The following is a 24,309-nucleotide window of genomic DNA, read 5'->3' as shown; positions in this document are numbered from 1 at the left end:
TGAAGTATGACACCCGCTTTTCGTGCGAAGACTGCACCCATTTTGATGGCGAAAAAACTTGTACCATTGGGTACGACACCCGCCACCATCTTAAAGCCGTTCAAAATCACCAGTATGAATTGGCAGGAAACATGGCTTTCTGCCGTTTTATTGAAATCGTTTAGTTCACTTTTTGAATTAAAAAAAATTATTATCGCGAATCTTTCTCTAACCATCGTCGCAATGGAAACTTTGACATTATCTTAGTCGAGGACACCGCCCGTTTTCCCTCTGAAAGTATTGTATCTTAGTGATTCAGGACAATCCTACGTCTGGAATCCAGGATCCGGCCTTTGACTAGTATTGTTTAAAAAAGACAAAACCCGCCTCTCGTCCTGTCAAGGCAACCCTACAAATCCCGATCTTAATCACATCAAAGATTCACTCAGAAGGAGTCAAGAGAGAAGGTCACTCTCTTGCTAATACCGAAAGGAGGGCCTTCAAGGATGAAATAATAATGAACAACAGATTGTTCAAAGCTGTGCGCTGGAACAAGAGGTTGAGAAACCTGAATGAACATAAAGCACAGCATGGTCCCAAAGGCTAAAAGGCTAAAGCACAGACTCGGATGTCAGTGCCGGGAAAGCAGAGTAGGTTCTGCAATCCCAAAACAACAATCAAGGAAGGTTATGTATATGAAAAACAAATATTAACGGAGGAATTTAAAATGGGAATGAGAGTAACAACAAACATGGCTGCTATTAACGCTCAAAGAAACTTGGTTGGTTCACAAAGAACTATCAACGATTCAATGGCGAAATTGGCTTCTGGTTCACGTATCAATAAAGCTGCTGACGATGCTGCAGGTTTGGCGATTTCTGAAAGCTTCAAAGCTCAGATCCGCTCTGCTAACCAAGCTCAGCGCAATGCGAACGATGGTATCTCTATGGTTCAAACTGCTGAGGGTGGCTTGAATGAAATCGGTAACATCATCGTACGTCTACGTGAGCTAGGTATCCAGGCTTCTTCTGACACTATCGGTGACAAAGAGCGTGGCATGTTGAACAAAGAGGTTGTTCAGCTTAAAGACGAAATGCAACGTATCGCTAACGTTACAACTTGGGGTACTACGAAATTGTTGGATGGTTCTTCACCAAGCTTCGATTTCCAAGTAGGTATCCATAATAACTCTGAAGAAGATCGTATCTCCTTCAAAGCGCAAGAAAACGTAGCTACTTTGGATTCTTTGGGTCTTGCTGGTATCGACTTCTCTTCTAAAGAAGGTGCTCAAGAGTCTTTGAACAAACTTGATGACGCTCAAACTTCAGTGAACGGTACACGCGCTAACTTGGGTGCCCTTCAAAATCGTTTGACTTCAACAGTAGACAACTTGGGTGTAACAGTTGAGAACATGTCTGCAGCTAACTCACGTATCCGTGACACAGACGTTGCTCAAGCTTCTTCAGAGATGACTCGTAACAACATCTTGTTGCAAGCTGGTACTTCAACTTTGGCTCAAGCGAACCAAACTAACCAATTGGCTTTGAAACTAATCGGTTAATTTCGGCTCAACGGACTGAACGAAGTTACTTAAAGAACTTAAACCCGGTAAGGAAACTTGCCGGGTTTTTTATTTTACGCATTAAAATCAAACACTTAGATGTCCTTACCATCTCACCCCCACCCGGTTCTACCGCTGATGACTTCAATGAGGTGGGTCCCTTGAGTAAAAACTTTTGTTCGCCCTTTTATTTCCGTAATGAAAGGCGTTTCCCCTCTGAGCCAGACTAAATGTTGAAATTCTATTTTGAATTGCCTCACCTGCCAAACCTCGTTAGTCTATGAGGGCATTGGATTTTTACATACGACTACCTCGAGGGAGCAACGCCATGGCAAAGAAAAAAGCAAAAGCAAAACCTGCAAAAAAAGTAACTAAAAAGGCTGCAAAGCCAGCAAAAAAAGCAGTTAAAAAAGCTGCGAAACCTGCGAAAAAAGCAGCTCCTAAAAAAGCCGCTAAAAAAGTAACTAAGAAAGCCGCTAAGCCAGCTAAAAAGGCTGCTCCTAAAAAAGCTGCTGCAAAGAAGGCCGCTCCTAAAAAAGCCGCTAAAAAACCTGCAGCGAAAAAAGCAGCTCCTAAAAAAGCCGCTGCTCCGAAAGCTTCAAAAGCACCTAAAGCTGAAAAAGAAGTAAAAGCAACAGTAGCGCCAGTAGAAATCGCTTCTGATTTCGACGACGAAACTGAAATGGATGCAATTGTTGATATCGAAGAAGAATCTGTATCTTCTGATGACGAATGGAACGACGAAGAATCTGAAGAAGGTGAATCTTCTGACGACTCTTTCGAAGACCTGGAAGACGAAGAATCTGAGGACGATCTGCAAGAAAAGTCTGATGATGAAGACGACGAAGACGATGAAGATGAAGAAGGCGACGACGAAGGTTACTTCTAATCTTAAAATTGCATAGTGCGATTAAAAAAAGGGAGTCAACGACTCCCTTTTTTATTATCATCGCCTCATGTACAAACATCTGTATCAAAGATTTCTGAAAGCGAACCCTGCCCAACTTCACTTTGCCTGCCACAGTCATCATTACTGGCCGGATGTCACACGTGATGCCCAACTGCAATACTGGGACGATACGACCAAATATGTCGATGGAAAATGGGAGCACATTTTTTCAGTGAAGGTACCTCAGGGACAAAAGCTGATTGCAGAAGTTTTGAATCTTTCCGACCCTGAGCAAATCGTCTTTGCGCCGAATACCCATGAGTTTGTATTCCGTCTGTTAAGCTCCCTGGATTGGGGAAATAAAATTCGCGTGCTAACGACAGATTCGGAGTTTTATTCTTTTGATCGTCAAATCAACCGACTATCCGAACTTCCTCAATTTGAAGTTGTGAAAGTACCGACGCAACCCTTTGACTCTTTCCACGAGCGCTTTGAACAAGCTATGGAAGCTGCTGACTGGAATCTAATTTTTGTCAGTCATGTGTTCTTTAACTCCGGTCTTGTTTGTGATGTTGAACGCCTGGTGAAAGATGCCCCATCAGAATGCCCTTTCATCATTGATGGCTATCATTCCTTTATGGCGGTTCCTTTGAATTTGAAACCGATCCAGGACAAAGCTTTCTATTTGGGTGGATCGTATAAATATGCTCAAGGTGGCGAAGGCTGTTGTTTCCTTTATGTTCCACCAGCGACCCGCCACCGTCCGATGTACACAGGATGGTTTGCGGAGCTTTCGAAACTTTCGGCTATTGGCGATGAAGTCGGTTATCCGGTGGATGCCCTTCAATATGCAGGAAGCACCATGGACTTTACAGCGTTGTATCGTTTGATTGCGACTTTGGAGAAGTTCAAAGACGAAGGCCTGACGGTTACAAAGATTCATCAGATCGTTCAACAAAATCAGCAGTTATTTTTAGAAGAACTGGAAAAGGCGAATCACCCCTTGGTGAATCGCGGAAGCTTGCTGGTTTCTGATTTGAAAAACCACGGCCACTTTTTAACTTTCGACCTACCGTCGACAGAAGCGACTTCCGACCTGGTTAAAAAAATGAAAACCCGGGGTCTTTATACGGACTCCCGGGGCTCACGTTTAAGATTCGGTTTTGGGCTTTATCACGATGCCGCCGACATTAAAGCGGCGGTCGGGAAAATCTAACTACTCAACTTCTGGAAGATCAGACATTGAGCTCGAAGTATCCTCTGTTTGTGCAGAAGGTTGGTATTGGTGAACTGGGGCTGGTGCTTGACGGCGGTATTCTTGACGACCGCTCGTGTAAGTACCGTTTTCGCGGGCTGTAAGCTCTTGGATCGCTTGTTGACGAGCAGCTTCTTCACTCATTGGAACGAAGATATCGCCATTCGTGAACTGACTTTGCGGTTTGTAGATACCTGGAACAACTAGAGCACAACGACGAGCTGATTCTTCAGCAGACATCGATTTTTTCGCATCATAAACGCAGTTTAAGAAATCTGTTTCTTGTTGAGCAGATCTTCTGCTCGCACAAACTTCTGTCGCCGTGATTGATTTTGGGCTTTGAGCTTGAGCAATACCCATTGGCAAACCAACGTAGTTCATGTTCGCCATACAAGTTGCGAAGGCTGCACCATCTTCACGAGTGCCTGAGTTACAAGAGATATAAGCTTGTGATTGATCAACCTGATTCAAACGGAAGTTCACCAGGGATTGAACACACACATTAACTTGATCAGGTCTTTGAGACATAGTCGCTAAGCCTACTGAAGCACTCAAAGTGACTACTGCTGTTGCGATAAAAACTTTAAATGATTTCATAATTCCGCCTCGTACGCCCACTGATGGGCAAAAGTTAGTTTTTCAACACCAACTATCAAAGCACGATCCAGACCACCCTCTAATTGAAATAAACACAGGCCCAGGTGTAAACGTATTAAACAGAGACAATCCCCGCCGCGCCAATATGCGCAGTCCCTTCAAGAATTTCCACGATAGAGGGCCCGATCGATCGGAGCAAAAAAAAGCCCTGTGAGGGGAAGAGAGAGGAACCCCCACAGGGCTTAAGAACGTTATTCAATTTTCGAAAAGTCGCTCCGACAGGGCCGGAGCGTAAGAAGACTACTTAGCTGGCTTCGTGTGAACTGCGAATTTTTCGAACTCGCCGTACTCGTGAAGTTTGTTATAAAGAGTCTTGATCGTGATACCCAAGTTGTTAGCCGCTTGAGTTTTGTTACCACCGAAGTGCTGAAGAGCCTTCAAGATGTAACGTTTTTCAAGATCGTGCAAAGTCATGTTTGGATCGTATTCGATCACGTCTTTTTGAGTCTCAGGGTTTCTGATGTTCTCTGGAAGATCGTTCAACATGATCATGTGACCATCAGACAAGATCTGAAGGCGCTCACATACGTTTTGAAGTTCACGGATGTTACCTGGCCACTCGTACTTCATCAAAATTTTCATCGCATCGTCAGAAACCGTACGACCACGGTTCAAGTATGCGTGTTGAGAGTTGTTAAGGAAGTGATTTACCAATGAAGGGATATCTTCCTTACGACGACGAAGTGGTGGAGCACTTACTACGATCGTATTGATACGATAGAACAAGTCTTCACGGAAATTACCGCGAACAACTTCTTGGTCTAACTCACGGTTCGTAGCACAGATCAAACGGATATCTACTTTGATAGGGTCTTTGCCACCTACGCGGAACATTTCGCCTTCTTGGATGAAGCGCAAAAGTTTAGCTTGGATAGCTGGATCCAATTCACCGATTTCGTCCAGGAACAATGTTCCGCCGTTAGCAGCTTCAGCCAAACCGATTTTACGGTTGTAAGCGCCAGTGAAAGAACCTTTTTCGTGACCGAACAATTCAGACTCAAGCAATGTTTCACGAAGAGCACCGCAGTTGATAGCAACGAAAGGTTTGTTTTTGCGGCTTGAGCGATCATGGATAGAGCGAGCGATCAACTCTTTACCTGTCCCTGATTCACCAAGAACCAGGATGTTTGCACCTGATGGAGCTACGCGGTCGATCATTTTCATCAGGTTGCCCATAACTTCGGAAGTGTAGACAATGGTCTTGTTTTCCATCACTTTGGAAGTTGTGTTTGTATTCCACATAACTTGGTTAGCATTCTGAGAAGAGGGCAGGATCGTAGAATTGTTATCGTTCATGGCTCCACCTTTCGGTAACGTTCTTCATAAGAGTTTTGGTCGCTGTCTCACTTTGAATGACTCAGTGTGAGACGCTTCCGACGCATTGAGTTATAACCTTAGTCCTGTACCTTTTTCAATAAAAAAAATGCATGGCGTTAGAATTTTTTTATCCCCCATGCCCGGAGCCGATACTTTAGGGTGCTTATGAGCAAGGCTTTTCAGCTCTCTCAAAACATAGATAAATACCTGAAATACATGACTTTTATTAAGTCAGCGTCCCCCCTTACAATTAAGCACTACACTCTCGATTTGCAGCAGGCGTTCGAATTAGACAAATCCTCACAATCAAATAAAAACTCATATACTGAGGCCGAATTGATGGCTGCGGTGAGGGCCGCTTTCAACCGCTGGGCCCCCCTTTCTCTGGCTTCCAGGAACCGGAAAGCTGCGACTTTGAAGAGCTTCTTCCATTGGGCCTATGTGATTGAGAGCCTGTTAGAGAGAGATCTCTCCTTACAGGTCACCTGTCCCAAAGTCCCACGGAAACTTCCCCATTTCCTCAGTGTAGATGAGGCGTTGGCCGTCCTTCATTCCTTCGATGGAAAACACCAAGTTTCCTTGCGGGAAAAGGTCTTGTTCCTGCTGCTTTATGGTGGAGGTTTGCGGATCAGCGAAGCCTGCAATTTACGTTGGGACTCAGTTCAGCTTTCGCAGAAAACTTTGCGCGTGATGGGTAAAGGCAATAAAGAACGCGTGGTTGCTTTGCCAAGCATGACGGTTCAGGCCTTGCAGAAATGGAAAAAGGAATCAGGCTTCAACGATTATGTTTTCGGTGAAGAGCCGCTGGTACAAAGAACAGCTTACGAAATGGTTCGCCAAAGCGGCCAACGCGCAGGACTTTTAAAACCACTGCACCCCCACGCTTTAAGACACAGCTTCGCCACTCACCTACTATCCAGCGGAGCGAACCTGCGCACTCTCCAGGAAATGCTCGGTCACGAAAGCCTGCAAGCAACAGAAAAGTACACGCACTTAGGAATCGACCAACTCGCAAGAACAATGGAAGCCCTTCACCCTCTCGGTAAAGGCAAATAATTAATCGCGAACCACTGAACCGAGGCTGGTCAAAAAGGTCCATATGCAAGGCGGAGGAGCTCCCGCAGCGCAGGCGTACTCAATGTACGCTGGAGCGAGGACAGCGAACGACAACGCAGCAGATGGGCCTTTTTCACCAGCCGTTAGATCACGGCGTGGGCTATATAGTGTCTCACCATATTTTCGACGTTGTTTAATTCTTCGTCGACGACTTGGCGGTGACTGATCAGGGTATTTGAGTCCGCGAGGTTCGTGCGCAAGAATGGCGCCATCCAGGGTTCTGGTTGAATCACACCTTGCTGTAGCAAGAAACGCAGATAGAAATGCATCTTTAAAACTAAAACGTCTTGGGCGATTTCAATAGACTTTAAGGTGTGACCTAGAAGATTGAACAAAAAGTCGGAATGTTTATCCCCTTCCTGCGAAACCTTACCCACACAGTCTAAAACATGCAGAGCAAATTCCAGATGATCGTAGTCTTGGCGAATGCCGGGGAAATCATTGATCAAGGAAGCTTCCTGCAAGGTGTGCAGCTTTCCCTCTTCCGAACTCTCTTTGTAAGTAAAGGATACAAAGTGCGTGGGTTCAAGAATCCCACCGCCGAAACGCTTTTTACTTTTTAAAGCGCCACGAGCAATAAAAGATAACTTCTCTCCTTGCGGAGAAATTGCGTGCAAAATCAAGTCGGACTCGCCGTACTTCATTTTACGCAAAATAATGAATTTATCTTTGAGCAGGGACATTTCCCATGTTTAGACCGTCCAAGTCTGCTCTTCAAGCAGTTCTTGATAACTTTCGCGAAGGAAAGTCGCAAATTGAGGATTCTCCAGAATTAAGGGGCTAAAGATCAGCAAACCTCGCAGCATTTCATTGGAGGGAGATGGCTCCCACCAATGCGAGAACATTTTTACGCCCGACCAGTGACACATATTGGTGCTATCTAATTGCAACCAGCCTTCTTCAACCGAAATTCCCAGTTTGGCAAAGACCTTTTCCGCCAATGCTTCAGCACTGGTATTTTTAAAGATAAGGACCGCACGATCATACAGGCGTGCCTGCTCCGAGTTAAAGTACGGCTTGGCGATGTCTTGGAAAGATCCTTCAAACGAGCCAATCAAAGTCGGATTTAATTTTCGTCCCTCACTTGCCAAAAGCGCTTCCTGCAAAACATCCGCGAGATTCCAGTCCATGTTTTGAACCATCATCGGTGGGCAGCGGAATCTCTCACCCAAAATTGCAAGCGATAGGTTTCCAGTGTAAGAACAAAGACGAACCGAGTAAGGGCGCAACGTCTCTGTCTTTTCGTGAAAATGTTTGAAATGGGAAATACGGAAAGAATAGATACGTTTTTCGTTCAGAATTTTATCGAGCTCATCTACGAAGGGATAAGTCTCCCCGGTTACGGGATGATCCTCTGCAAAGACCACGAAATTAGTTTCTTTTTTTAAGCCGTCCGCCCACGTTTTCACGTCCTGCAATTGCAGATGGGAGAGGATGTTTACTTCATAAGTTTCTTTATAGTAGTACGGCAGCAGATTTTCAAAAGCTGGTGTTTGACCTTTGATGAAACCGATCGCTTTTTTATGCGCTAGGAATTGAGCACTGCCTTGAGTAATCTCGAACACGGCATGAGCCAAGCCTTTATAGGCACGAGCCCGCAACGGATCTGGCAATCCCATTTGCGTTTTTAACGAGTCATTGAGCTCATCCCAGGTTTCCGGTCGGACAACATCGATGTACATATCATGACGCTAACATCTATTTTGCCAAATGACTTTGGGATAAAAGTCCGGTTTCCCACGTTGTTTACGAAAAATAATTATCTTTCATCTCCACCTGACGTCGAACGTAGCAGAGTACAAGTTTAACAAGCCGCTCCAACCCAGTCCTAAAGGTGCTTCAGGACGCGACACTTATTGGCGCTGGGGTGAATTATGTATCGAAAAGATTGCCCGTCTGTTAGATTTTTAGTGAGAGGTACAAATGACAAAGAAAAGAATTGAATGGCCAGTGGCGCTTTTCCTTACGCTAAACCCGCTGATCACGTTCATCCTCATGCCGATTTACTTCTATATGCACGGCTTTGAATGGGGAATCGCACTTTTTGCGCTTATTTTCGCAGCTGCTACAAATTTAAGCATTACTGCTGGTTATCACCGTTTATTTTCACACAAAAGCTATGATGCACATCCAGTGGCTAAGGCTATCTTTTTGCTAATTGGTGCCTCTGCATTCCAAGGATCTGCATTGAAATGGTCTTCTGATCACCGTCGTCACCATACGCATATCGACGGCGAAAAAGATCCTTACAACATCAACGAAGGCTTCTGGTACGCACACATGGGCTGGATGTTCTTTAAGGACTCCGTAGACCAAAAAATTCAAGCTCCGGATCTTGAAAAAGATTGGATGGTCAATTTCCAACACAAATACTATGGCTATGTAGCGATCGTTACGGGCTTTGTCGTTCCCACTTTGATTGGTGCGGCTATGGGTTCTTGGTTGGGCGGCTTGGTTATCGCTGGTGGCCTAAGAATTTTCCTTACTCAGCAATCAACCTTCTTTGTGAATTCGTTGTGCCATACATTGGGCAAACAAACTTATTCCAAAGAGATCTCTGCACGTGACTCATGGTTCGTAGCGGTTCTGACTCATGGTGAAGGTTACCATAACTTCCACCATAAATTCCAAATCGACTACCGCAACGGTATCAAATGGTATCACTGGGATCCGACTAAATGGGTTATCAACACTTTGAACTACATGGGCCTAGCTTACAAACTTCGTCAGATTTCAAATGTTGAGATTTTGAAAGCCCGCTTGCAAGCAGAGGCGACTGAACTTAAAAAGGTTGGTTTCGCCGATGAGCAATTGGTAGCGATGAAAGAAAAAATCATCGAAGCCCAAGCGAAAATCAAAAAGCTTCGTGAAGACTATGAGCAATTCAAAGCCGATGCTGTTCGCAAACGTGAAGAATTGAAAGAGGCTTACGATCACAAGCTGGCGGAATTGAAACGCGAATTGGAAGTAGCTCACCTGGAATTCCAAATGGGAATGAAGTTGTGGAAGCTGCACCTTAGATCTATTTAAGAAATCTTGATTACAAATCTTATAAAAGCCCGCTCTTGAGCGGGCTTTTTTTATTCCCTCCTACAAAACATGCATAGATTTATGTCCAGACTGTGCAAGCTAGAGTCGAACTAATCGGATTTTTATTTAACATCCGAAAAATCCTCCCGATAAGAAATTATTGTTATTTCGAGGAGGAACATTCATGGGCGAAAAAGCATTAAAACAAGAAGGTTTTAGCGTAGAGAAAAAGGCGCAGATGCGTTCGATCAGACAGGATCGCAGTGCTGTTACACCTCACTCGTGCTTTTTATCTTTTGGCGGTTATAAAGCCCCTGTTCACGACGTCAGTATCTTTGGCTGCTCGGTAATGGTTACACCTGAAGAGCTGCCTCAGGTTCAACAATACTTCAAAGCCAACATTACTACCGAGTGTGATGTCCTATTCAAAGAAATTCCTCTTCAAAAAATGCATGTTCGTTGGGCCCAATCAGAGCGTCTGGCAGATGGTAAAAATGGCGAGATCATTATCGGTCTGGACATCATGAACGAACCGTTGAATATCGAGCTTATAAAGGCCCATGAGGCGGCTCATATCGCTATGGAAGAACAAAGCGCCTATGCCCGTGGTGTCGCGCAATTGCCGGTGGCTTTCAAAGTCTTTGTCTATGAGCTTCGCGATTTCTTGGCCACATTAAAACCCAAGATCGATCGCATCGAAGAACAAAAGCCACTGAACGACTTTCACAAAGAACTGGAATTCCGTAAGGCCGTGGCTGAATCATTCGCGAAATATATGAATGCCGCATTAAGCCCGTCCTACCCGCTTATCCCGACTCTTTTAACGGGTATGAACCAGTTTGAACTAAAATGGGCGATGACCTTTGCTCGCGAGCAAATGGGACCTTTTCTATGGGGTGCTCCGTTTGCTCACCGTGCTTATCACAAGCCCCGCGGCTATGCTGGTGACTATGAGATGATGAATCAGCTTTATCGCGATGAAGTGGTGGGCAAAACACTTTACGATCAATGTATTCATAAATACTTTGTCGAAGACGCCTCAGGTACAGCGGTTCGTAATCGTGGTGAGTACTTGGCTAAGAAAATCAAAGAGCTTTTTCAAGCGACCAAACCAGATCAGAATTTGAAATTGATGTCCATCGCCAGCGGACCTGCGAAAGAACAGCAAATCTTTTTACAAAATGCAGCACCTTTTGTGGGACGTAATGCAGAGTTCGTATGCGTGGACCAGGATGAAGAATCCCTGAAACATGCTCATCGTCAATTAAATACCATTGAGCGCAAGGTTCAGTCTGGCTTTAATTTCCGGTTTAGCAACTTGGCGATTCGAAATATCATCGCTCAGGGATTTCCGGAAAAAGACTATGACATGATTTATACTGCAGGTCTTTTTGACTATTTCACCGAGCCTATCGCTCGCCGTACAGCGGAGCGCATGTTAGACGCCGTGAAACCCGGTGGAAAAATCATCATCGGAAACTTCTGTGCTGATAACTATAAATACGGTCCTTTCCTGGAGCTCTTTTTGGATTGGCATTTGATCTATCGTACCGAGGCAGATTTGATGCGCGTATTTAACGGACTGGGCAGCAAAATGTGGGTGGAAAAAGAGCCTCTTGGTGTGAACCTTTTCATCGTTATTCAAAAGTAAAAAATAATCGCGTTGCGAACGTCAGGTGTTCTGATTCTGTCGATGACAGAACACTTTACGTCACCTTCCCTTCGAGTCTCAAAGTGAGACGCATCTTTAGAGCATAAGTTACTGAAAATACACACCGGGTTCTGGCAGCCATCTTGCTCCTCCAAAAAGGTGAGGAGAATCATGCCTATGAACTGGTCTGCTAATCTATTGAAATTCAGCTTGATCGCCACGTGCGGTGCCATGATGTTGACGACCTCGGATACAGCTTTATTTGAGATGCACGATATGGCCTCTTCGGCGCCGAAAAAGACTGTGGTTAAGGCAGCTCCTAAATCAGCAGCAAAACCAGCCGCAAAGACAACTGCGAAATCTGCCGCTAAATCAGATGACTATGTTGAGAAAATTCATCCATTGCCAATCGTTGTGCGCAGTAAATCTACAACTCCAAAAGCCAATTTAAAAACGACGCTTCCCGTGCAAAAGGCAACGGTATCGAAAGACGCTGAAAAATCCATCTCCGAAAATGCCGTTAAAAAAGTTGATAAAATGAATAAAATTGGCGAATTACTTGCTGTAGGTAATGGCGATAACAATTCAAATGCAAATTGCACAAACTGCTCCCTTGCCGGCCAAGTCGCTGAACTGAAATATAACGAGTGTTCCGCTAAAGATAACTATTTGGAAAAAGATCTGGAAGCCAAAGAGAAAAGTAAATCCTATATTGGCACTCTAATCCGCAGTGATATGAACAAAAAACCAATGATCCGTCCGGTTTGTATTGAAACCGCGATGTTTTTGCAAAGCTCTCAGTCCGGACCGGTTGTAAACTATAAAACATGTGAATCGGGTGTTGCGAAAAATGCCCCTGCCCGTCCATGTGTGAGCGAAAGATATTTCACTCTGGTGAACAACAGCTTTGAAGTTGTGTCCCAATGTATGAAAGCTTACATCGGCGAAGGTGAATCTGCTGTCGCCCAAAAACAGAATATCCGCGAAGTCTTTGGTATGATCACCGTTGAATCTGGCTTCCACATCAACATCACCAGCAAAACAGGTGCTGGCGGCATTGGTCAGTTCACTTCTCCAGCAATCAATGCAGTTAACAAAGTGATTTCTGAAACAGAATCTTACCTGGCAAATCACTCTGATGTCCGTTGCCAAAAGCTTGCGGCAGAATTCCTGGGCGAGAAAAACCTGATGAAGACCAATGCAACTTGCGATCGCGTTTCTATTAAAGAAGGCAACCCGGTCACAAACATGATCTATACATATGCAGCTTTGAAAGAAGCTAAGGACTATTTCGACGACAATGTATTTAATGATGCAAAAATCAAAACGAAGTTCGCTTTGTCATCGAATGATCTTGCAAAAGTGAAACGTGCGACTATGATTTGGTCCCACAATACAGGTTTCGCGGGTCTGAAAACACCGCTGACGAAATTGTTAACGACTAAATATGCGAAAAAGAAAGTTACGAACGCAGACACTTTCCTGGCGGAACTGAAGCAATATGCAGCTTCCTATCCAAACAAAGGAAATGCCGGTTCAAAAGCTCGTATCAAAGAAACTGCTAACTATTACGCGAAAATCCAACACAAAATCGACCTTGTTGAGGAAGGTGCTGCGGGGGGCTCATGCTTAAACTAATTGCGACTGTTCTTACATCCCTATTACTATTGCCGTCGTTGTCTTGGGCTTTGCAGGATTCTTATTCTTTGAACTTGGTAGAGAAGTCTATGACATCGATTGAAAACTCCTCTGATAAACGCCAACAAATGGCTTTAGCTGCGGAATTTAAATCTCTGGTTCTGTCTCGAGCAGATCAGATCGGAGCAATGTCTGAAACCAACAAATCTTATGATGCAGAATCATCGGATTTAGTGGATCTGGTTGTGGCCTTGGATCGCGCAACGATTAAAAAGTCCACGCCGGCAGAATGTAAAAAGGCTTTGAATGGCTTGCTTGAAGATGCGGGCGTTGAGAATGTGGAAGAAGTTGAATCCCAATCCTGGAATCAATTGAAATTCACTCTGCAAAGCAAATTATCAACTCACGAATATACTGCATTCAGAATTTTAAAAGCTATCTGCGAATAGTTAGCTTAATGAAAATTCCTTCATCACCTGGGCTGCAATTGGATTTTCAATCTTCCGATTGGCAGCCATCAGCCAAATTTCCTCATAGACGCCTTTCATAGTGCCTAAAACGATCAGCTTGCCTTCTTTTGTAAGCTTTTTCGCCACCGCATCCGCGACGGGAATCAACCCCACCCCCTCTGAACCCAACAGCGTCTGTAAGCTGGTATCTTGAATCTCGGCGACTTGATCTACTTTGATTCCATTCACTTGAAAATAATGATCGATCTCTCGACGAAGCTTACTGTGGACCGTAGGAATCACGAAGGGCTGCCCTTCCAGGCTTTGCGGAAAATTCTTTTTCAGATGTTTGAATTTTTCAGAGGCACAAACCACCACCGGAAGTTTCGCGATGGATTTAGCGTAAACTGATTGGAAGTCCACAGATGGAGCATAGTTTGAAAGCAGCAAATCGACGTGATGATTTTCAAGTTCTCTTAGCAACTGATCACCCGAGCCTTCCACCACTGAAATGTTACAGTTACCCGCTTTATAGGCCTGCATGATCACTTTATGTGTAATGTCCTTTGGCACGCTATCAAGGGCCCCGATTTGAACATGCATGCGATTGTTTTGCAGACGATCTTGCAGTACTTCGACCATTTCTGATCCCAAATTGAAAACTTGCTGAGCGTATTCGAAAGCAATACGTCCCGCTTCTGTCAAATGCAGGCGTTGTTTGCTTCTTTCAAAAAGAGGCTTCCCTAAAGACTCTTCCAACTGTTTCAATTGAGTACTAAGAGTGGGCTGCCCGATATTAAGTTTCTCTGCGGCCTTAGCGATACTTCCTTCCTGCGCAATCGTGTAGAAATAATGCAGGTGGTGATAGTTAAGCCATTGAAAGTTCTGAGTGGTTTTGACCGCCATTTAGGACCTCTTTGTTTAAAGCGAATAACTTATTAAAGTTTATCGATTTTTCAGAAGAATGAAAGTCCTATAGAGTAATATTTATCGGAGGCTTTTTGGATCAAACGTTATTATTCCCCTTTGCAGATTATTGGTGGTTTTACCTCGCATTTTTGGGGTTCGTCGTAGGAATGCTGGCCCTGGATTTAGGGGTCTTTCATAAAAAATCCCATACTGTGGGCTTTAAAGAGGCGACTCTGTGGTCGATTGCGTGGATCTCGCTTGCGATGATCTTCAATGGGATACTTTACGGCTACACATTATACAAATTCGGCGACCAAGCTATCGCCAATCAGGTCGGACTCGAGTTTCTAACCGGGTATGTGATCGAAAAATCACTCTCGGTGGATAATATCTTTGTCTTTGTTGTGGTTTTTGGTTTCTTTGCAATCCCCGCTCAATTTCAACATCGGGTTTTATTCTTTGGTATCATCGGTGCTTTGATCTTCCGTGCGATTTTTATCGCTTTAGGCTCCGTATTGATGCAGTACCAAGCTGTGGTGCTGATCTTTGGCGTGTTCTTAATCATCACTGGTTTCAAGATGATGTTCCAAAGCGAACACTCCATTGATCCCTCCCACAACTGGTTGATTAAGTTCATGCGCAAGCATATCCGTGTGACTGATAAAATGCATGGAGACCATTTCTTCGTAAAACAAAATGGTGTGCACTTCGCCACACCATTGTTCGTAGCCTTGGTCTTTATGGAGTTCACAGACGTGATCTTTGCCGTGGATAGCGTGCCCGCGATTTTTGCGGTTACGAAAGAACCATTGATCGTGTTCACTTCGAATATTTTTGCGATCCTGGGTCTGCGTTCCCTGTACTTCCTTTTGGCAGGTGTAGTTGATAAGTTCCACTTGTTAAAGTATGGCCTGGCGCTGACTTTAATTTTCGTGGGCTTGAAAATGACTTGGTTGAATAAAATGTTTAACGGCCACTTCCCAATTGGTGTTTCCCTAGGCCTAATTGCGTTCTTTATCGGAGGATCTATGGTGCTTTCACTTCTGATCCCCGCAAAAAAGAAAAACGATACGAATCCCTCTTAAAGAGTCATCGGCTGCCCACCACGCGATTCATACGTCGTGATGGTGGGTGGAATGACTGCAAACTGGGGGAGCTTGGCAAAGAATTCCTTGGTATAGTCCTTTTCCAAGTGCGCATTCAGATCTTCCCAGCTTCTCCAGGTTTCAATGATCATAAATACACCAGGCTCGAGCGGATCTTCAAAGAACTCATAGCTCATACAGCCTTTGTCAGCTCGCGCAGGATTGACAACGATCGCAGCCAGACCAACGAACTCTCTTTCTCGTTCAGCTTTCACTTGTATCTTGGAAGTCATCACAATCATGGCTTATCTCCCCGTTTTGTTAGTTTATCAGGAGTTTGAATAATACGTCTTGGTGAACCCGAAATATCTGCTAAAATGAAAGCATGAATAAACGCCTGTTCTTTGCTTTGAACGCGACGAATCCACTTTCGACAACTTTCTTGCCGACCTACAAAAAATTGAAAATCAATGCGGATCAAAAAGAACTAGTGATCAAATGGGTTCCGCCTGAAAACTTTCACGTCACTGTAACTTTTCTGGGGGAAACGCCGGAAGACAGCATCCCGGCTTTGAGTCAGGCCCTGCAGGATGCCTGTGAACAGACAAAACCCTTCGATTTAAAAGTCGACGACATCAGTGCGTTTTCCTCGGAGCACGATGCGCGCACATTATGGTTAGGCGTTCAGAACAAAAAAGCTCTGGGTGAGTTTAAAGATCGCTTGGATGAGATCTTGAAAGAAAGAAATCTGCTGAGGTTTATTGATAAACGCGATTTCACGCCTCACCTGACGATCGCGCGCCTGCGCAATCCGAAAAGTGTCAAAGATATGATTTCACCGTTCAAGCGTAAGAGCTTTGGGAAAATTCACGTCTCCGAAATTGTTTTGTATGAATCAAAACTTGCGGGAGCTTTTCCGGTATACAAACCCGTGTTTCGCGCGACTTTAATTGGCAAAGACCAAGACGAAAATTCCATCGCCACTGAAGAATAGTTTCAAAATCTGAAATCCGAGTAAACTAGCAGTAGGACTGCGATCTCTAGGACTAAAGAACAATAATTAACATTTGTTAAGGAAAACTCCACGCATCTTGATATGATTCAACCTATTCCTAGGAGGATCGATGAAGCTAATCCTTTGTCTATATCTTTGCGTTGTCTGCCTGAGTGCCTGCGCCCCACTTGAAATGCTTGGAGCTCCCACTTCAAATAATTCGTCATCCTCAAACAGTTCGCAGAGTATCGATTCTCCTCCTGCAAATAATGCTTTAGAAATTTTGAATCAGAACTGTGCTTCTTGCCATGGACAAAACTCAGGGTCCGCGGGCGTCTATGGGCTGCAGGATATCAATCATATGATTAGTGCCGGTCTTATTGTCCCTGGCTCTCCGGCACAATCTCTGTTGTACAATGAGATCTCAAGTGGCTCTATGCCACCATCTCACCCCTTGACCCCAGCACAACAATCCACCGTCGAACAGTGGATTGTGTCTATCTCTGTTCACACGGCGCCAGTCCCAACACCCACACCCACACCGAGTCCAACAAATCCCGCGCCGCCGGTGGCAAGTTATACTTCTATACAACAGGATATTTTGAATCCCAAATGCGTCGGTTGTCATTCCAGTTCGCACGGGGGTGGGGGGGTATCGATTCGACAGTTATGCGAATGTGATGAAGGCGGTAAATTTAAAAAATCCAGCCGCAAGCAAGTTGTACTCTATCACTCATAGCGGACAAATGCCTCCGAGCTCAAGCCAACGCTTAAACTCGGATCAAGAAAATACAATTCTACAATGGATAGAAAACGGCGCCCTCAATAACTAAATTCCTCGCCCCGCAAGATTAACAATCGAACGACCGTGAGCGAATACCATATATAAGCGACCCGAATATAATTTCTTTTCACGAGGCCAGAAGAAAGTGCGAACCGTGCACTTCTGACCGACAGGTAAAGAATCTGGGCAATTTGTTTGAGCATCAAAAACAAACCCACCGGCAATCGCAAGTTTCTTAAGCTCAAGAGGCTCATCCCCCACAGACGTCACAGTGAAGTCGACATACTTGCGAGAGTTCACGAAAGTAGAACCAAAATTATAATTGTAGTACTGATCGCCCGCAGGCTCGATCATTTCAAATTCGGCGTGCGCCTGGGCCAACGAAGCCAGAGGAAGAAGACTTAGCAAGAGACCAACAAACATGCTTTTCATGGAACCCCCTGTTTCAAGCGTACCGCTTGAAACGAAAATAGAAAATCGAAAATGGAGGTTTCGGAGGAGGTTATCTCCGCTTCGGTAACCGCTGGCGTTGATGCGGATTATACCTCCGGATAAAAAAAAGGACCGAGTCTGCTCAGTCCTTTCAAAAAATCTATTTCATTTCCCATCCGCAAAACCGAAAACCAAGGTTGATCAAAAGTAGTCGGATGCAAGGCGGAGGGTTGATTCCAGCGCGGAGGCGTACTGCAGGTACGTCGCAGCGATGGGAGCAGCCCGACAACGAAGTCAGCCGGCTGCTTTTCATCAACCGACCGTTAGATACCTTGCTTGTGGCGTTCTTCGTCATCCACATGCGTTTGGATACCACCCTTTAGATTCGGACGGTACGCCAAGTGGTTGATGTCGTAAATGAACTGACCACCATTCACCGCTGGAGTTTGCCATTCAGGTCCCAAGCGGATCGCGTCTACAGGGCAAGCTTCTTCACAGAAACCGCAGAATACGCAACGAAGGATATCAATTTCATAAGCGATCGGAAATTTTTCAACAGCTGGATCGTTATGTTCTGCTGCAACGATTTTGATACATTCAGCAGGACAGTTCGTCGCGCACAACATACAAGCTGTGCAACGAAGAGATCCGTCTTTTTTAACTGTCAAAACGTGATTACCTTTGAAACGCGGAGAGTAATCGTACTTCTCTTCCGGATAGTTCAAAGTCATCATTTTTTTGCGGTTCAAAAGATTCGTAACCATGTGTTTCATAGTTACGGACAAGCCACCTAATACGCCCGGCAAGTACCACTTGGACTTTTCCGAGTTATTTTGCATTACGCTCATAGGCTACCTCTTCTGAATACAAACTCATTCTTCTTACGGTGTTCCAACTCAACTTGGTCAGGACGTTGATTTGTTGGCATGAAAGGCGCCGTCATCGGCATTGCCAAGTTTTTACCAGCCAACAACAAAGCCGCCTCTGTCAAAGTCAGAGCTTCAGAAACAACAGTTGTTACTTTTTTGATCTTTTGTTCAAGACCAGAGTAGTTGATGAATGTACCGTCTTTTTCAACGAATGTTTTCATTGGAATGATCCAAACATTACCCGTCAAAGCAGACAAAGCTTCATTCTTACCTGATTGCATCCAGATCAAGTTTTGAGCTTTAGAAAGCTCTTTCAATCTTTCAGCGTATTCAGGGAATACTACTTGGTTCTCTGGACCCGCTACCACAACAGTTTTGATAGAACCGTTTGCAAGACCTGCAGACAAGTCATTCCAAGTCGCAGTGATGCCGTGTTTTTCCATCACTTTCAGCAAACCTTTCGTGTTTGGATTTTTGTCTCCGCGAGACAACAAACCGTCAAAGCTGTCGAAAGTTTCTTTGTTGTTAATCCAGAAGAATACTTTTTTAGTTTTGAACTCTTCAACGAACGTTTTGATAATCGCTTCGTACTCTTCCAGAGTGTACTGCGCTGTCAAAACCAAAGCGATCGCATCGCCCGCCGTGTTTTTCAAAACTTCGTTAGCATTCTTAGCTGCGGCACCTGGAGCCATTTCCACGCCACGAGCCACACCTTTAAGAAGACGAGCTTCGCGGTTCACGAATTTATAGGCATTACGACCGCTGTCGCACATCCAGTGACCGTTTACTTTTTCATTGTAAACTGGCTTGATACGGAAAAGGCCTTCCTTGTTGTAGTATACTTTGATGTTACAACCAGTAGAGCAACCGTTACAAACGCTGTCGCCGTCTTTTAGATACCAAACGCGCTGACGGAAACGGAAGTCTTTGGAAGTCAACGCACCCACTGGGCAGATGTCGACTGTGTTCAAAGAGTAGTTGTTATCCAAAGGCATGCCATCGTGAGTACCGATTTCAGTACGGTCACCACGGTTGAACAGACCCAACTCGTTTGTTTTAGAAACTTCTTCAGTGAAACGAACGCAACGAGAGCACAAGATACAACGTTCAGAATCCAGAACCACTGTAGGTCCCAAATCCACAACTTTGTGTTTCTTAACTTTCGCTTCGGCCATTTCTGGATCGTACTTACCGTACTCCATGTATTGATCTTGCAAACCGCACTCACCAGCTTGGTCACAGATCGGGCAATCCAAAGGATGGTTGATCAAGTGGAAGTCTAGACCCCACTTAACAGTGTCTTTAACTTTTTCAGACGTGTTATTGATCTTCATGCCCTCGGTAACCATCGTGTTACACGCGATCTGAACACGTGGATTTCCTTCGATCTCCACAACACACAGACGACAAACACCTGCTACGCTCAATCCTGGATGCCAGCAATAGTGAGCGATACGATCGCCCGATACCTGCATGGCTTCGATGATCGACGAGCCTTCTTTTACTTCGACTTCTTTGCCATTAATGGTGCATTTCGGCATATGTCGTTCCTTTTACTTTCGAACGTCCTTCACGAACGTAGAATTCAAATTCATCTCTAAATTTAGTTACAAAGCTAAGAACCGGCAAAGCAGCAGCGTCTGAAAGAGCGCAGATTGTTTTACCTTTCATGTTGTCAGCAACTTTCACCAACAAATCGATATCTTGAAGACGGCCACGGCCTTCCAAGATCGAATGAAGGATCTTGTTCAGCCAACCAGTCCCTTCACGGCATGGAGTACATTGACCACATGATTCATGAGCGTAGAAGTGAGTCAAAACACCCAACATATCAACCATACATTGAGAGTCATCCATCACGATCACTGCACCAGAACCAAGCATTGTGCCTAAGCCCGCAAGTGATTCGTAATCAAGATTCGCTTTCGCACATTCTTCAGCTGTCAAAACCGGAGCAGAAGATCCGCCCGGGATGATCGCTTTCAATTTACGACCTGGTTTCATACCACCGCACTCTTTGTTGATAAGATCCAACAAAGGGTAACCCAGTGGAACTTCATAGTTACCAGGCTTAGCCACGTTACCAGATACAGAGAACAATTTAGTTCCTGCTGATTTCTCAGTCCCGTGTTTGCGGTAAGTTTGAGCGCCATCTTTTACGATGTAAGTTACTGCTGCCAAAGTTTCTACGTTGTTCACGATAGTTGGTTTGCGCAAGTAACCTTGAACTGCTGGGAATGGAGGTTTCAATTTTGGTTGGCCTTTAAGACCTTCCAAAGAAGAAATCATACCAGTTTCTTCACCGCAGATATACGCGCCGGCACCACGGTACACGTCCAGGTCAAAGTCGAAACCAGAACCCAGGATGTTTTTACCAAGAAGACCTGCATCGTATGCTTCTTTGATCGCTTTATTCAGACATTCGATTGGGAATACATATTCACCACGAACGTAGATATAACCTTTGTGTGAACCAACCGCGAAAGCAGAGATAATCATACCTTCGATCAATTGATGAGGAGCACGCTCCATCATCATACGGTCTTTAAATGTTCCCGGCTCACCTTCATCGGCATTGCAAAGTAGGTAACGAGGTTCGCCATTTTTTGGCAAGAAGCCCCATTTCATACCCGTCGGGAAACCCGCACCACCACGACCACGAAGACCAGAAGCCTTCACTTCGTCGATGATTGCTTGAGGTTGCATTTTCAAAGCTTTCGGCAAAGTTTCGTAACCGCCTTTAGCTTTGTAACCTGCAAGAGTTTGATACTCTGGCAAATGATAGAATTCTGTAAGAACTTTTGTTTCAGACATTATCTCATACCTCTCAACAAGTTCATCGCTGATTCAGGAGTTAGCTTCTCGTGATAAGTGTCGTTCACTTGCATCATTGGAGCTGTTCCGCAGGAACCCAGGCACTCAACTTTGGATACTGTGAAGCGGCCATCAGCTGTCACTTCGTTAAGCTTAACGCCCAACTCTTTACAGATGTGGCTGGCCATTTCACGACCACCCTCAAGAGCACAAGAAATATTCGTGCAAACTTGAACGTGGTATTTACCAACAGGCTCCTGGTTAAACATTGTATAGAATTTGAAAACTTCATTGATACGCGCTTCAGGAATATCCATTACTTGAGACAAGTGACGGATAATGTCTGGCGTGATGAAGCCACTGTTTTCTTTTTGTGCAATATAAAGACTTGGAATAATCGCAGACTCTTTCGCTTCATAGCGAGCAAGTTCTTTTTTAACGTTAGCCAAGCCTTGTTCAGAAAGTTTAAACATCGTTATTCCCTCTAAATTAGCGATCTAGTTCGCCGGCGATAAGATTCATCGAAGCGACTGTCGCAATCGCATCCGCCAACATCGCGCCCTTAACCACAGTCGGGAAAGACTGGTAAATAGCGAAACATGGTGGACGAACTTTCAAACGGTACGGATTCGCAGAGCCGTCAGATACAAGGTAGAAGCCCAACTCACCGTTAGCAGCTTCCGTTGCATCGTAAACTTCGCCAACCGGTGGACGAAGACCTTTGATCACCAACATAAAGTGGTTCATCAAACCTTCGATGTTTCCGTAAACGTCTTTTTTCTCTGGAAGAACGATACCTTTATCGCGGATCGTGTAATCGCCCGCTGGTACGTTTTTACAAACTTGCTCGATGATACGGATAGATTGGCGCATTTCTTCGAAACGAACCAAGTAACGGTCGTAAATATCGCCCGTTGTGCCCACTGGAATATCAAAATCCAATTGGTCATATCCATAATATGGAGTGGCTTTACGCAAATCCAAGTTCACGCCGGAAGCACGAAGCAAAGGACCTGTGTAACCCCATTGAATCGCGTCTGCTGCAGAAACTGCGCAAACATTGCGAGTACGTTGGATGAAGATTTTATTGTCGACAACCATTCCCGCCATTTCATCAGTTCCACGGCGAAGCTCTTTACAAAGAGCCAAAACTTCGTCGAACCAACCTTCGGGAGCGTCCTGAGCCATACCACCTACGCGAGTCATAGAAACCGTAAGACGAGCACCGCACAGTTTTTCGAACAATGTATAAACTTGTTCACGCAAACCGAACATATAGAAGAATGAAGTCAAAGCACCCAAGTCCATCGCGCCAGTTCCGATTGCAATCGTATGGTCGATAACACGGGAAAGCTCCGCAAGAATGATACGCATTGCTTGGGCTTTTGGTGGGATTTCAACGCCCAACAAACGCTCCACTGCTTTACAGTAACCAATATTGTTCATTGGAGCCGAGCAGTAGTTCAAACGGTCCGTGTATGGAATCACCTGATTGTACGGGTGAGTCTCGGCCATTTTTTCGAAGCAACGGTGAAGGTAACCGATTTCGTTATTACAACGAACGATTGTTTCGCCGTCCATCTCAGCCATCACACGAAGTGTTCCGTGCATTGCTGTATGGGCAGGACCGATGTTCAAAGGAACATATTTATCATTCAAAACATCCCCAGGAGAACCCGGTTCGTTGTTGAAGTGAATTGGCAAAGAAGCCGTACAAGATTGTTGGTGATCAGCATCGTAGTCTTTACGAAGCGGATGGCCCACGAATTGGTGGTGAGTCAAAATTCTGCGCAGGTTTTGATGACCTTCGAATTTGATACCGAACATGTCGTATGCTTCGCGTTCAAACCAGTCTGCACCACGGTAAGCTGGAATCGCTGTACCGATAGACTCGCCCTCGCCCACTTGCGCTTTGATACGCAAACGAGAGTTGTCTTTGGAAGAGAACAAGTTGTAGACAACGTCGAAACGTTTTTCACGAGTTGGGTAGTCCACTCCGCAAACGTCCATCAAGAAATCGAATGAACCTGATTCTCTCAAGTACATCAAAAGTTTTGGCACGTCTTCTTTTGGAGCTTCGATAACATCATCGCCAACAGCGCTGATGAATTTGAAGTTCGCTGTGTTAAAGCGGCCCGCTAGGTTTTGTTTTAGTGTATCAAGCTTGCTCATATGGGCTCTTCCAGTTGTCTTTCCACGGACGTGGAGTGTGATCTGCGATCATTTTTTGCAAAGCCATAATACCGTCCATCACCGCTTCTGGGGTTGGAGGGCAACCTGGGATGTACACGTCGACAGGGATGACTTTATCAACGCCTTGTAGAACGTGGTACGCACGATAGAAACCACCAGAGCTTGCACATGCGCCCATGGAGATTACGTATTTTGGCTCAAGCATTTGTTGGTAGATACGAACGATGACGGGAGCCATCTTTTCAGTGATCGTACCTGCAACCACAAGTAAGTCTGCTTGACGAGGAGAGAAACGTGCAACCTCAGCTCCGAAACGAGCTAGGTCATATTTCGGTCCCATCACCGACATGAATTCAATACCGCAACAAGCAGTACCGTACGGCATTGGCCACAATGAGTTTTTGCGTCCCCAAGCAACGATATGATCAAGCTTTGTCGTGAACGCAACATCGCGCGACTGATCGTCTGCTGCTTGAGTCCCGAGCGCGGAACCTTGCACTTCATCTTTGTGCATAAATACACCTCTGCAATTTCAATTAGCTATCATTAAGTAACTAACGAAAAACCGTAGTCCTGACAACTAGATACTCATCGTAAACCTCTCTGCGCGCAACTTCAACGCACCCTAGCAAAACCCATAGTCGTCGCAAATGAAATTGATTCTCCTCTCGATTGAACACAGACTTA

25 protein-coding genes are annotated in these 24,309 nt (G+C 44.9%); 12 read left to right on the top strand and 13 right to left on the bottom strand.

The annotated features are described in order from the left end of the window. Window positions 1–6: 6 nt before the first annotated feature. The 4 genes from DOM22_RS19840 to DOM22_RS03745 all read left to right on the top strand — a co-directional run bounded on the left by DOM22_RS19840 (window position 7) and on the right by DOM22_RS03745 (window position 3,645). The gene (locus DOM22_RS19840) at window positions 7–246 is read left to right on the top strand and encodes a hypothetical protein (RefSeq protein ID WP_168196543.1); all 240 of its coding nucleotides are present in this window, start codon (window positions 7–9) and stop codon (window positions 244–246) included. A gap of 460 nt (window positions 247–706) precedes the next feature. After that, window positions 707–1,540: a flagellin gene (locus DOM22_RS03755; RefSeq protein WP_142699104.1), complete on the top strand. Its 834-nt coding sequence runs from the start codon at window positions 707–709 to the stop codon at window positions 1,538–1,540. 328 nt (window positions 1,541–1,868) lie between these two features. After that, the gene (locus DOM22_RS03750; protein WP_142699103.1) at window positions 1,869–2,429 is read left to right on the top strand and encodes a hypothetical protein; all 561 of its coding nucleotides are present in this window, start codon (window positions 1,869–1,871) and stop codon (window positions 2,427–2,429) included. 67 nt (window positions 2,430–2,496) lie between these two features. Further along, the gene (locus tag DOM22_RS03745; protein WP_142699102.1) at window positions 2,497–3,645 is read left to right on the top strand and encodes an aminotransferase class V-fold PLP-dependent enzyme; all 1,149 of its coding nucleotides are present in this window, start codon (window positions 2,497–2,499) and stop codon (window positions 3,643–3,645) included. Here DOM22_RS03745 and DOM22_RS03740 read toward each other — a convergent pair whose 3' ends face one another. Continuing rightward, window positions 3,646–4,281 (bottom strand): hypothetical protein, encoded by a 636-nt coding sequence (locus DOM22_RS03740; RefSeq protein WP_142699101.1) that lies wholly within the window; start codon window positions 4,279–4,281, stop codon window positions 3,646–3,648. 300 nt (window positions 4,282–4,581) lie between these two features. After that, entirely contained in the window at window positions 4,582–5,637 is a 1,056-nt protein-coding gene (locus tag DOM22_RS03735; protein WP_142699100.1) for a sigma-54-dependent Fis family transcriptional regulator, read from the bottom strand. A gap of 186 nt (window positions 5,638–5,823) precedes the next feature. Here DOM22_RS03735 and DOM22_RS03730 point away from each other — a divergent pair, with 186 nt between their 5' ends. After that, window positions 5,824–6,714, top strand: a complete 891-nt coding sequence (locus DOM22_RS03730) for a tyrosine-type recombinase/integrase (protein ID WP_142699099.1) — start codon at window positions 5,824–5,826, stop codon at window positions 6,712–6,714. A gap of 143 nt (window positions 6,715–6,857) precedes the next feature. Here DOM22_RS03730 and recO read toward each other — a convergent pair whose 3' ends face one another. Continuing rightward, complete coding sequence (recO, locus tag DOM22_RS03725) at window positions 6,858–7,457, bottom strand: DNA repair protein RecO (protein ID WP_142699098.1); 600 nt, start codon at window positions 7,455–7,457, stop codon at window positions 6,858–6,860. 9 nt (window positions 7,458–7,466) lie between these two features. Further along, window positions 7,467–8,456 carry a hypothetical protein gene (locus DOM22_RS03720; RefSeq protein WP_142699097.1) on the bottom strand — a complete coding sequence of 330 codons (990 nt, stop codon included), beginning with the start codon at window positions 8,454–8,456 and terminating at the stop codon, window positions 7,467–7,469. Between the two features lie 241 nt (window positions 8,457–8,697). Between DOM22_RS03720 and DOM22_RS03715 the strand changes: the two genes are divergently transcribed. The 4 genes from DOM22_RS03715 (at window position 8,698) to DOM22_RS03700 (ending at window position 13,542) form a co-directional block, all read left to right on the top strand. Continuing rightward, the gene (locus DOM22_RS03715) at window positions 8,698–9,804 is read left to right on the top strand and encodes a fatty acid desaturase (protein ID WP_142699096.1); all 1,107 of its coding nucleotides are present in this window, start codon (window positions 8,698–8,700) and stop codon (window positions 9,802–9,804) included. 184 nt (window positions 9,805–9,988) lie between these two features. Further along, window positions 9,989–11,455 carry a class I SAM-dependent methyltransferase gene (locus DOM22_RS03710; RefSeq protein WP_142699095.1) on the top strand — a complete coding sequence of 489 codons (1,467 nt, stop codon included), beginning with the start codon at window positions 9,989–9,991 and terminating at the stop codon, window positions 11,453–11,455. Window positions 11,456–11,632: 177 nt separating this feature from the next. Further along, window positions 11,633–13,093, top strand: coding sequence for a hypothetical protein (locus DOM22_RS03705; protein WP_142699094.1), 1,461 nt, complete (start codon window positions 11,633–11,635; stop codon window positions 13,091–13,093). Further along, window positions 13,081–13,542 (top strand): hypothetical protein, encoded by a 462-nt coding sequence (locus DOM22_RS03700; protein WP_142699093.1) that lies wholly within the window; start codon window positions 13,081–13,083, stop codon window positions 13,540–13,542. The genes DOM22_RS03705 and DOM22_RS03700 overlap by 13 nt, the downstream gene beginning before the upstream one ends. On the opposite strand, the gene DOM22_RS03695 is transcribed toward DOM22_RS03700, so the two are convergent. After that, window positions 13,543–14,448, bottom strand: a complete 906-nt coding sequence (locus DOM22_RS03695; RefSeq protein ID WP_142699092.1) for a LysR family transcriptional regulator — start codon at window positions 14,446–14,448, stop codon at window positions 13,543–13,545. It abuts the gene before it with no gap. 95 nt (window positions 14,449–14,543) lie between these two features. Between DOM22_RS03695 and DOM22_RS03690 the strand changes: the two genes are divergently transcribed. Further along, window positions 14,544–15,536, top strand: a complete 993-nt coding sequence (locus DOM22_RS03690; RefSeq protein WP_142699091.1) for a TerC family protein — start codon at window positions 14,544–14,546, stop codon at window positions 15,534–15,536. Here the strand turns inward: DOM22_RS03690 and DOM22_RS03685 are convergent. After that, the gene (locus tag DOM22_RS03685) at window positions 15,533–15,838 is read right to left on the bottom strand and encodes a putative quinol monooxygenase (protein ID WP_142699090.1); all 306 of its coding nucleotides are present in this window, start codon (window positions 15,836–15,838) and stop codon (window positions 15,533–15,535) included. The two genes, DOM22_RS03690 and DOM22_RS03685, sit on opposite strands and share 4 nt — an antisense overlap. A gap of 83 nt (window positions 15,839–15,921) precedes the next feature. Here DOM22_RS03685 and thpR point away from each other — a divergent pair, with 83 nt between their 5' ends. After that, window positions 15,922–16,530 carry an RNA 2',3'-cyclic phosphodiesterase gene (thpR, locus tag DOM22_RS03680; protein WP_142699089.1) on the top strand — a complete coding sequence of 203 codons (609 nt, stop codon included), beginning with the start codon at window positions 15,922–15,924 and terminating at the stop codon, window positions 16,528–16,530. Window positions 16,531–16,660: 130 nt separating this feature from the next. Then, complete coding sequence (locus DOM22_RS20220) at window positions 16,661–17,269, top strand: c-type cytochrome domain-containing protein (protein WP_142699088.1); 609 nt, start codon at window positions 16,661–16,663, stop codon at window positions 17,267–17,269. A 90-nt stretch (window positions 17,270–17,359) separates the two neighbouring features. On the opposite strand, the gene DOM22_RS03670 is transcribed toward DOM22_RS20220, so the two are convergent. The 7 genes from DOM22_RS03670 to DOM22_RS03640 all read right to left on the bottom strand — a co-directional run bounded on the left by DOM22_RS03670 (window position 17,360) and on the right by DOM22_RS03640 (window position 24,136). Beyond that, window positions 17,360–17,746 carry a hypothetical protein gene (locus DOM22_RS03670; protein WP_142699087.1) on the bottom strand — a complete coding sequence of 129 codons (387 nt, stop codon included), beginning with the start codon at window positions 17,744–17,746 and terminating at the stop codon, window positions 17,360–17,362. 323 nt (window positions 17,747–18,069) lie between these two features. After that, window positions 18,070–18,594 carry an NADH-quinone oxidoreductase subunit I gene (locus DOM22_RS03665; protein ID WP_142699086.1) on the bottom strand — a complete coding sequence of 175 codons (525 nt, stop codon included), beginning with the start codon at window positions 18,592–18,594 and terminating at the stop codon, window positions 18,070–18,072. After that, window positions 18,591–20,156, bottom strand: a complete 1,566-nt coding sequence (locus tag DOM22_RS03660) for a 2Fe-2S iron-sulfur cluster-binding protein (RefSeq protein ID WP_142699085.1) — start codon at window positions 20,154–20,156, stop codon at window positions 18,591–18,593. Before DOM22_RS03660 ends, DOM22_RS03665 begins: the two co-directional genes overlap by 4 nt. Beyond that, on the bottom strand, window positions 20,137–21,429 hold the full coding sequence (gene nuoF / locus DOM22_RS03655) for an NADH-quinone oxidoreductase subunit NuoF (RefSeq protein ID WP_142699084.1): 1,293 nt from the start codon (window positions 21,427–21,429) through the stop codon (window positions 20,137–20,139). Before nuoF ends, DOM22_RS03660 begins: the two co-directional genes overlap by 20 nt. Further along, window positions 21,429–21,902 carry an NAD(P)H-dependent oxidoreductase subunit E gene (locus tag DOM22_RS03650; protein WP_142699083.1) on the bottom strand — a complete coding sequence of 158 codons (474 nt, stop codon included), beginning with the start codon at window positions 21,900–21,902 and terminating at the stop codon, window positions 21,429–21,431. Before DOM22_RS03650 ends, nuoF begins: the two co-directional genes overlap by 1 nt. A gap of 16 nt (window positions 21,903–21,918) precedes the next feature. Further along, window positions 21,919–23,601 (bottom strand): NADH dehydrogenase (quinone) subunit D, encoded by a 1,683-nt coding sequence (gene nuoD / locus DOM22_RS03645; RefSeq protein ID WP_142699082.1) that lies wholly within the window; start codon window positions 23,599–23,601, stop codon window positions 21,919–21,921. Beyond that, a complete protein-coding gene (locus DOM22_RS03640) occupies window positions 23,588–24,136 on the bottom strand; it encodes an NADH-quinone oxidoreductase subunit B (RefSeq protein ID WP_142699081.1) in 549 nt (182 codons plus the stop codon). Before DOM22_RS03640 ends, nuoD begins: the two co-directional genes overlap by 14 nt. Window positions 24,137–24,309: the final 173 nt, after the last annotated feature.

The sequence above is a fragment of the Bdellovibrio sp. ZAP7 genome (assembly GCF_006874645.1).
Taxonomy (GTDB): domain Bacteria; phylum Bdellovibrionota; class Bdellovibrionia; order Bdellovibrionales; family Bdellovibrionaceae; genus Bdellovibrio.
Note: the sequence above shows the minus strand (reverse complement) of the source record. Positions and strands in the feature narration are given on the sequence as shown.

What these genes read in the sequence shown, in the direction of transcription:
- DOM22_RS19840 (WP_168196543.1), top strand. Translation starts at nt 7, where the DNA reads ATGACACCCGCTTTTCGTGCGAAGACTGCACCCATTTTGATGGCGAAA.
- DOM22_RS03755 (WP_142699104.1), top strand. Translation starts at nt 707, where the DNA reads ATGGGAATGAGAGTAACAACAAACATGGCTGCTATTAACGCTCAAAGA.
- DOM22_RS03750 (WP_142699103.1), top strand. Translation starts at nt 1,869, where the DNA reads ATGGCAAAGAAAAAAGCAAAAGCAAAACCTGCAAAAAAAGTAACTAAA.
- DOM22_RS03745 (WP_142699102.1), top strand. Translation starts at nt 2,497, where the DNA reads ATGTACAAACATCTGTATCAAAGATTTCTGAAAGCGAACCCTGCCCAA.
- DOM22_RS03740 (WP_142699101.1), bottom strand. Translation starts at nt 4,281, where the DNA reads ATGAAATCATTTAAAGTTTTTATCGCAACAGCAGTAGTCACTTTGAGT.
- DOM22_RS03735 (WP_142699100.1), bottom strand. Translation starts at nt 5,637, where the DNA reads ATGAACGATAACAATTCTACGATCCTGCCCTCTTCTCAGAATGCTAAC.
- DOM22_RS03730 (WP_142699099.1), top strand. Translation starts at nt 5,824, where the DNA reads ATGAGCAAGGCTTTTCAGCTCTCTCAAAACATAGATAAATACCTGAAA.
- recO (WP_142699098.1), bottom strand. Translation starts at nt 7,457, where the DNA reads ATGTCCCTGCTCAAAGATAAATTCATTATTTTGCGTAAAATGAAGTAC.
- DOM22_RS03720 (WP_142699097.1), bottom strand. Translation starts at nt 8,456, where the DNA reads ATGTACATCGATGTTGTCCGACCGGAAACCTGGGATGAGCTCAATGAC.
- DOM22_RS03715 (WP_142699096.1), top strand. Translation starts at nt 8,698, where the DNA reads ATGACAAAGAAAAGAATTGAATGGCCAGTGGCGCTTTTCCTTACGCTA.
- DOM22_RS03710 (WP_142699095.1), top strand. Translation starts at nt 9,989, where the DNA reads ATGGGCGAAAAAGCATTAAAACAAGAAGGTTTTAGCGTAGAGAAAAAG.
- DOM22_RS03705 (WP_142699094.1), top strand. Translation starts at nt 11,633, where the DNA reads ATGAACTGGTCTGCTAATCTATTGAAATTCAGCTTGATCGCCACGTGC.
- DOM22_RS03700 (WP_142699093.1), top strand. Translation starts at nt 13,081, where the DNA reads ATGCTTAAACTAATTGCGACTGTTCTTACATCCCTATTACTATTGCCG.
- DOM22_RS03695 (WP_142699092.1), bottom strand. Translation starts at nt 14,448, where the DNA reads ATGGCGGTCAAAACCACTCAGAACTTTCAATGGCTTAACTATCACCAC.
- DOM22_RS03685 (WP_142699090.1), bottom strand. Translation starts at nt 15,838, where the DNA reads ATGATTGTGATGACTTCCAAGATACAAGTGAAAGCTGAACGAGAAAGA.
- thpR (WP_142699089.1), top strand. Translation starts at nt 15,922, where the DNA reads ATGAATAAACGCCTGTTCTTTGCTTTGAACGCGACGAATCCACTTTCG.
- DOM22_RS20220 (WP_142699088.1), top strand. Translation starts at nt 16,661, where the DNA reads ATGAAGCTAATCCTTTGTCTATATCTTTGCGTTGTCTGCCTGAGTGCC.
- DOM22_RS03670 (WP_142699087.1), bottom strand. Translation starts at nt 17,746, where the DNA reads ATGAAAAGCATGTTTGTTGGTCTCTTGCTAAGTCTTCTTCCTCTGGCT.
- DOM22_RS03665 (WP_142699086.1), bottom strand. Translation starts at nt 18,594, where the DNA reads ATGAGCGTAATGCAAAATAACTCGGAAAAGTCCAAGTGGTACTTGCCG.
- DOM22_RS03660 (WP_142699085.1), bottom strand. Translation starts at nt 20,156, where the DNA reads ATGCCGAAATGCACCATTAATGGCAAAGAAGTCGAAGTAAAAGAAGGC.
- nuoF (WP_142699084.1), bottom strand. Translation starts at nt 21,429, where the DNA reads ATGTCTGAAACAAAAGTTCTTACAGAATTCTATCATTTGCCAGAGTAT.
- DOM22_RS03650 (WP_142699083.1), bottom strand. Translation starts at nt 21,902, where the DNA reads ATGTTTAAACTTTCTGAACAAGGCTTGGCTAACGTTAAAAAAGAACTT.
- nuoD (WP_142699082.1), bottom strand. Translation starts at nt 23,601, where the DNA reads ATGAGCAAGCTTGATACACTAAAACAAAACCTAGCGGGCCGCTTTAAC.
- DOM22_RS03640 (WP_142699081.1), bottom strand. Translation starts at nt 24,136, where the DNA reads ATGCACAAAGATGAAGTGCAAGGTTCCGCGCTCGGGACTCAAGCAGCA.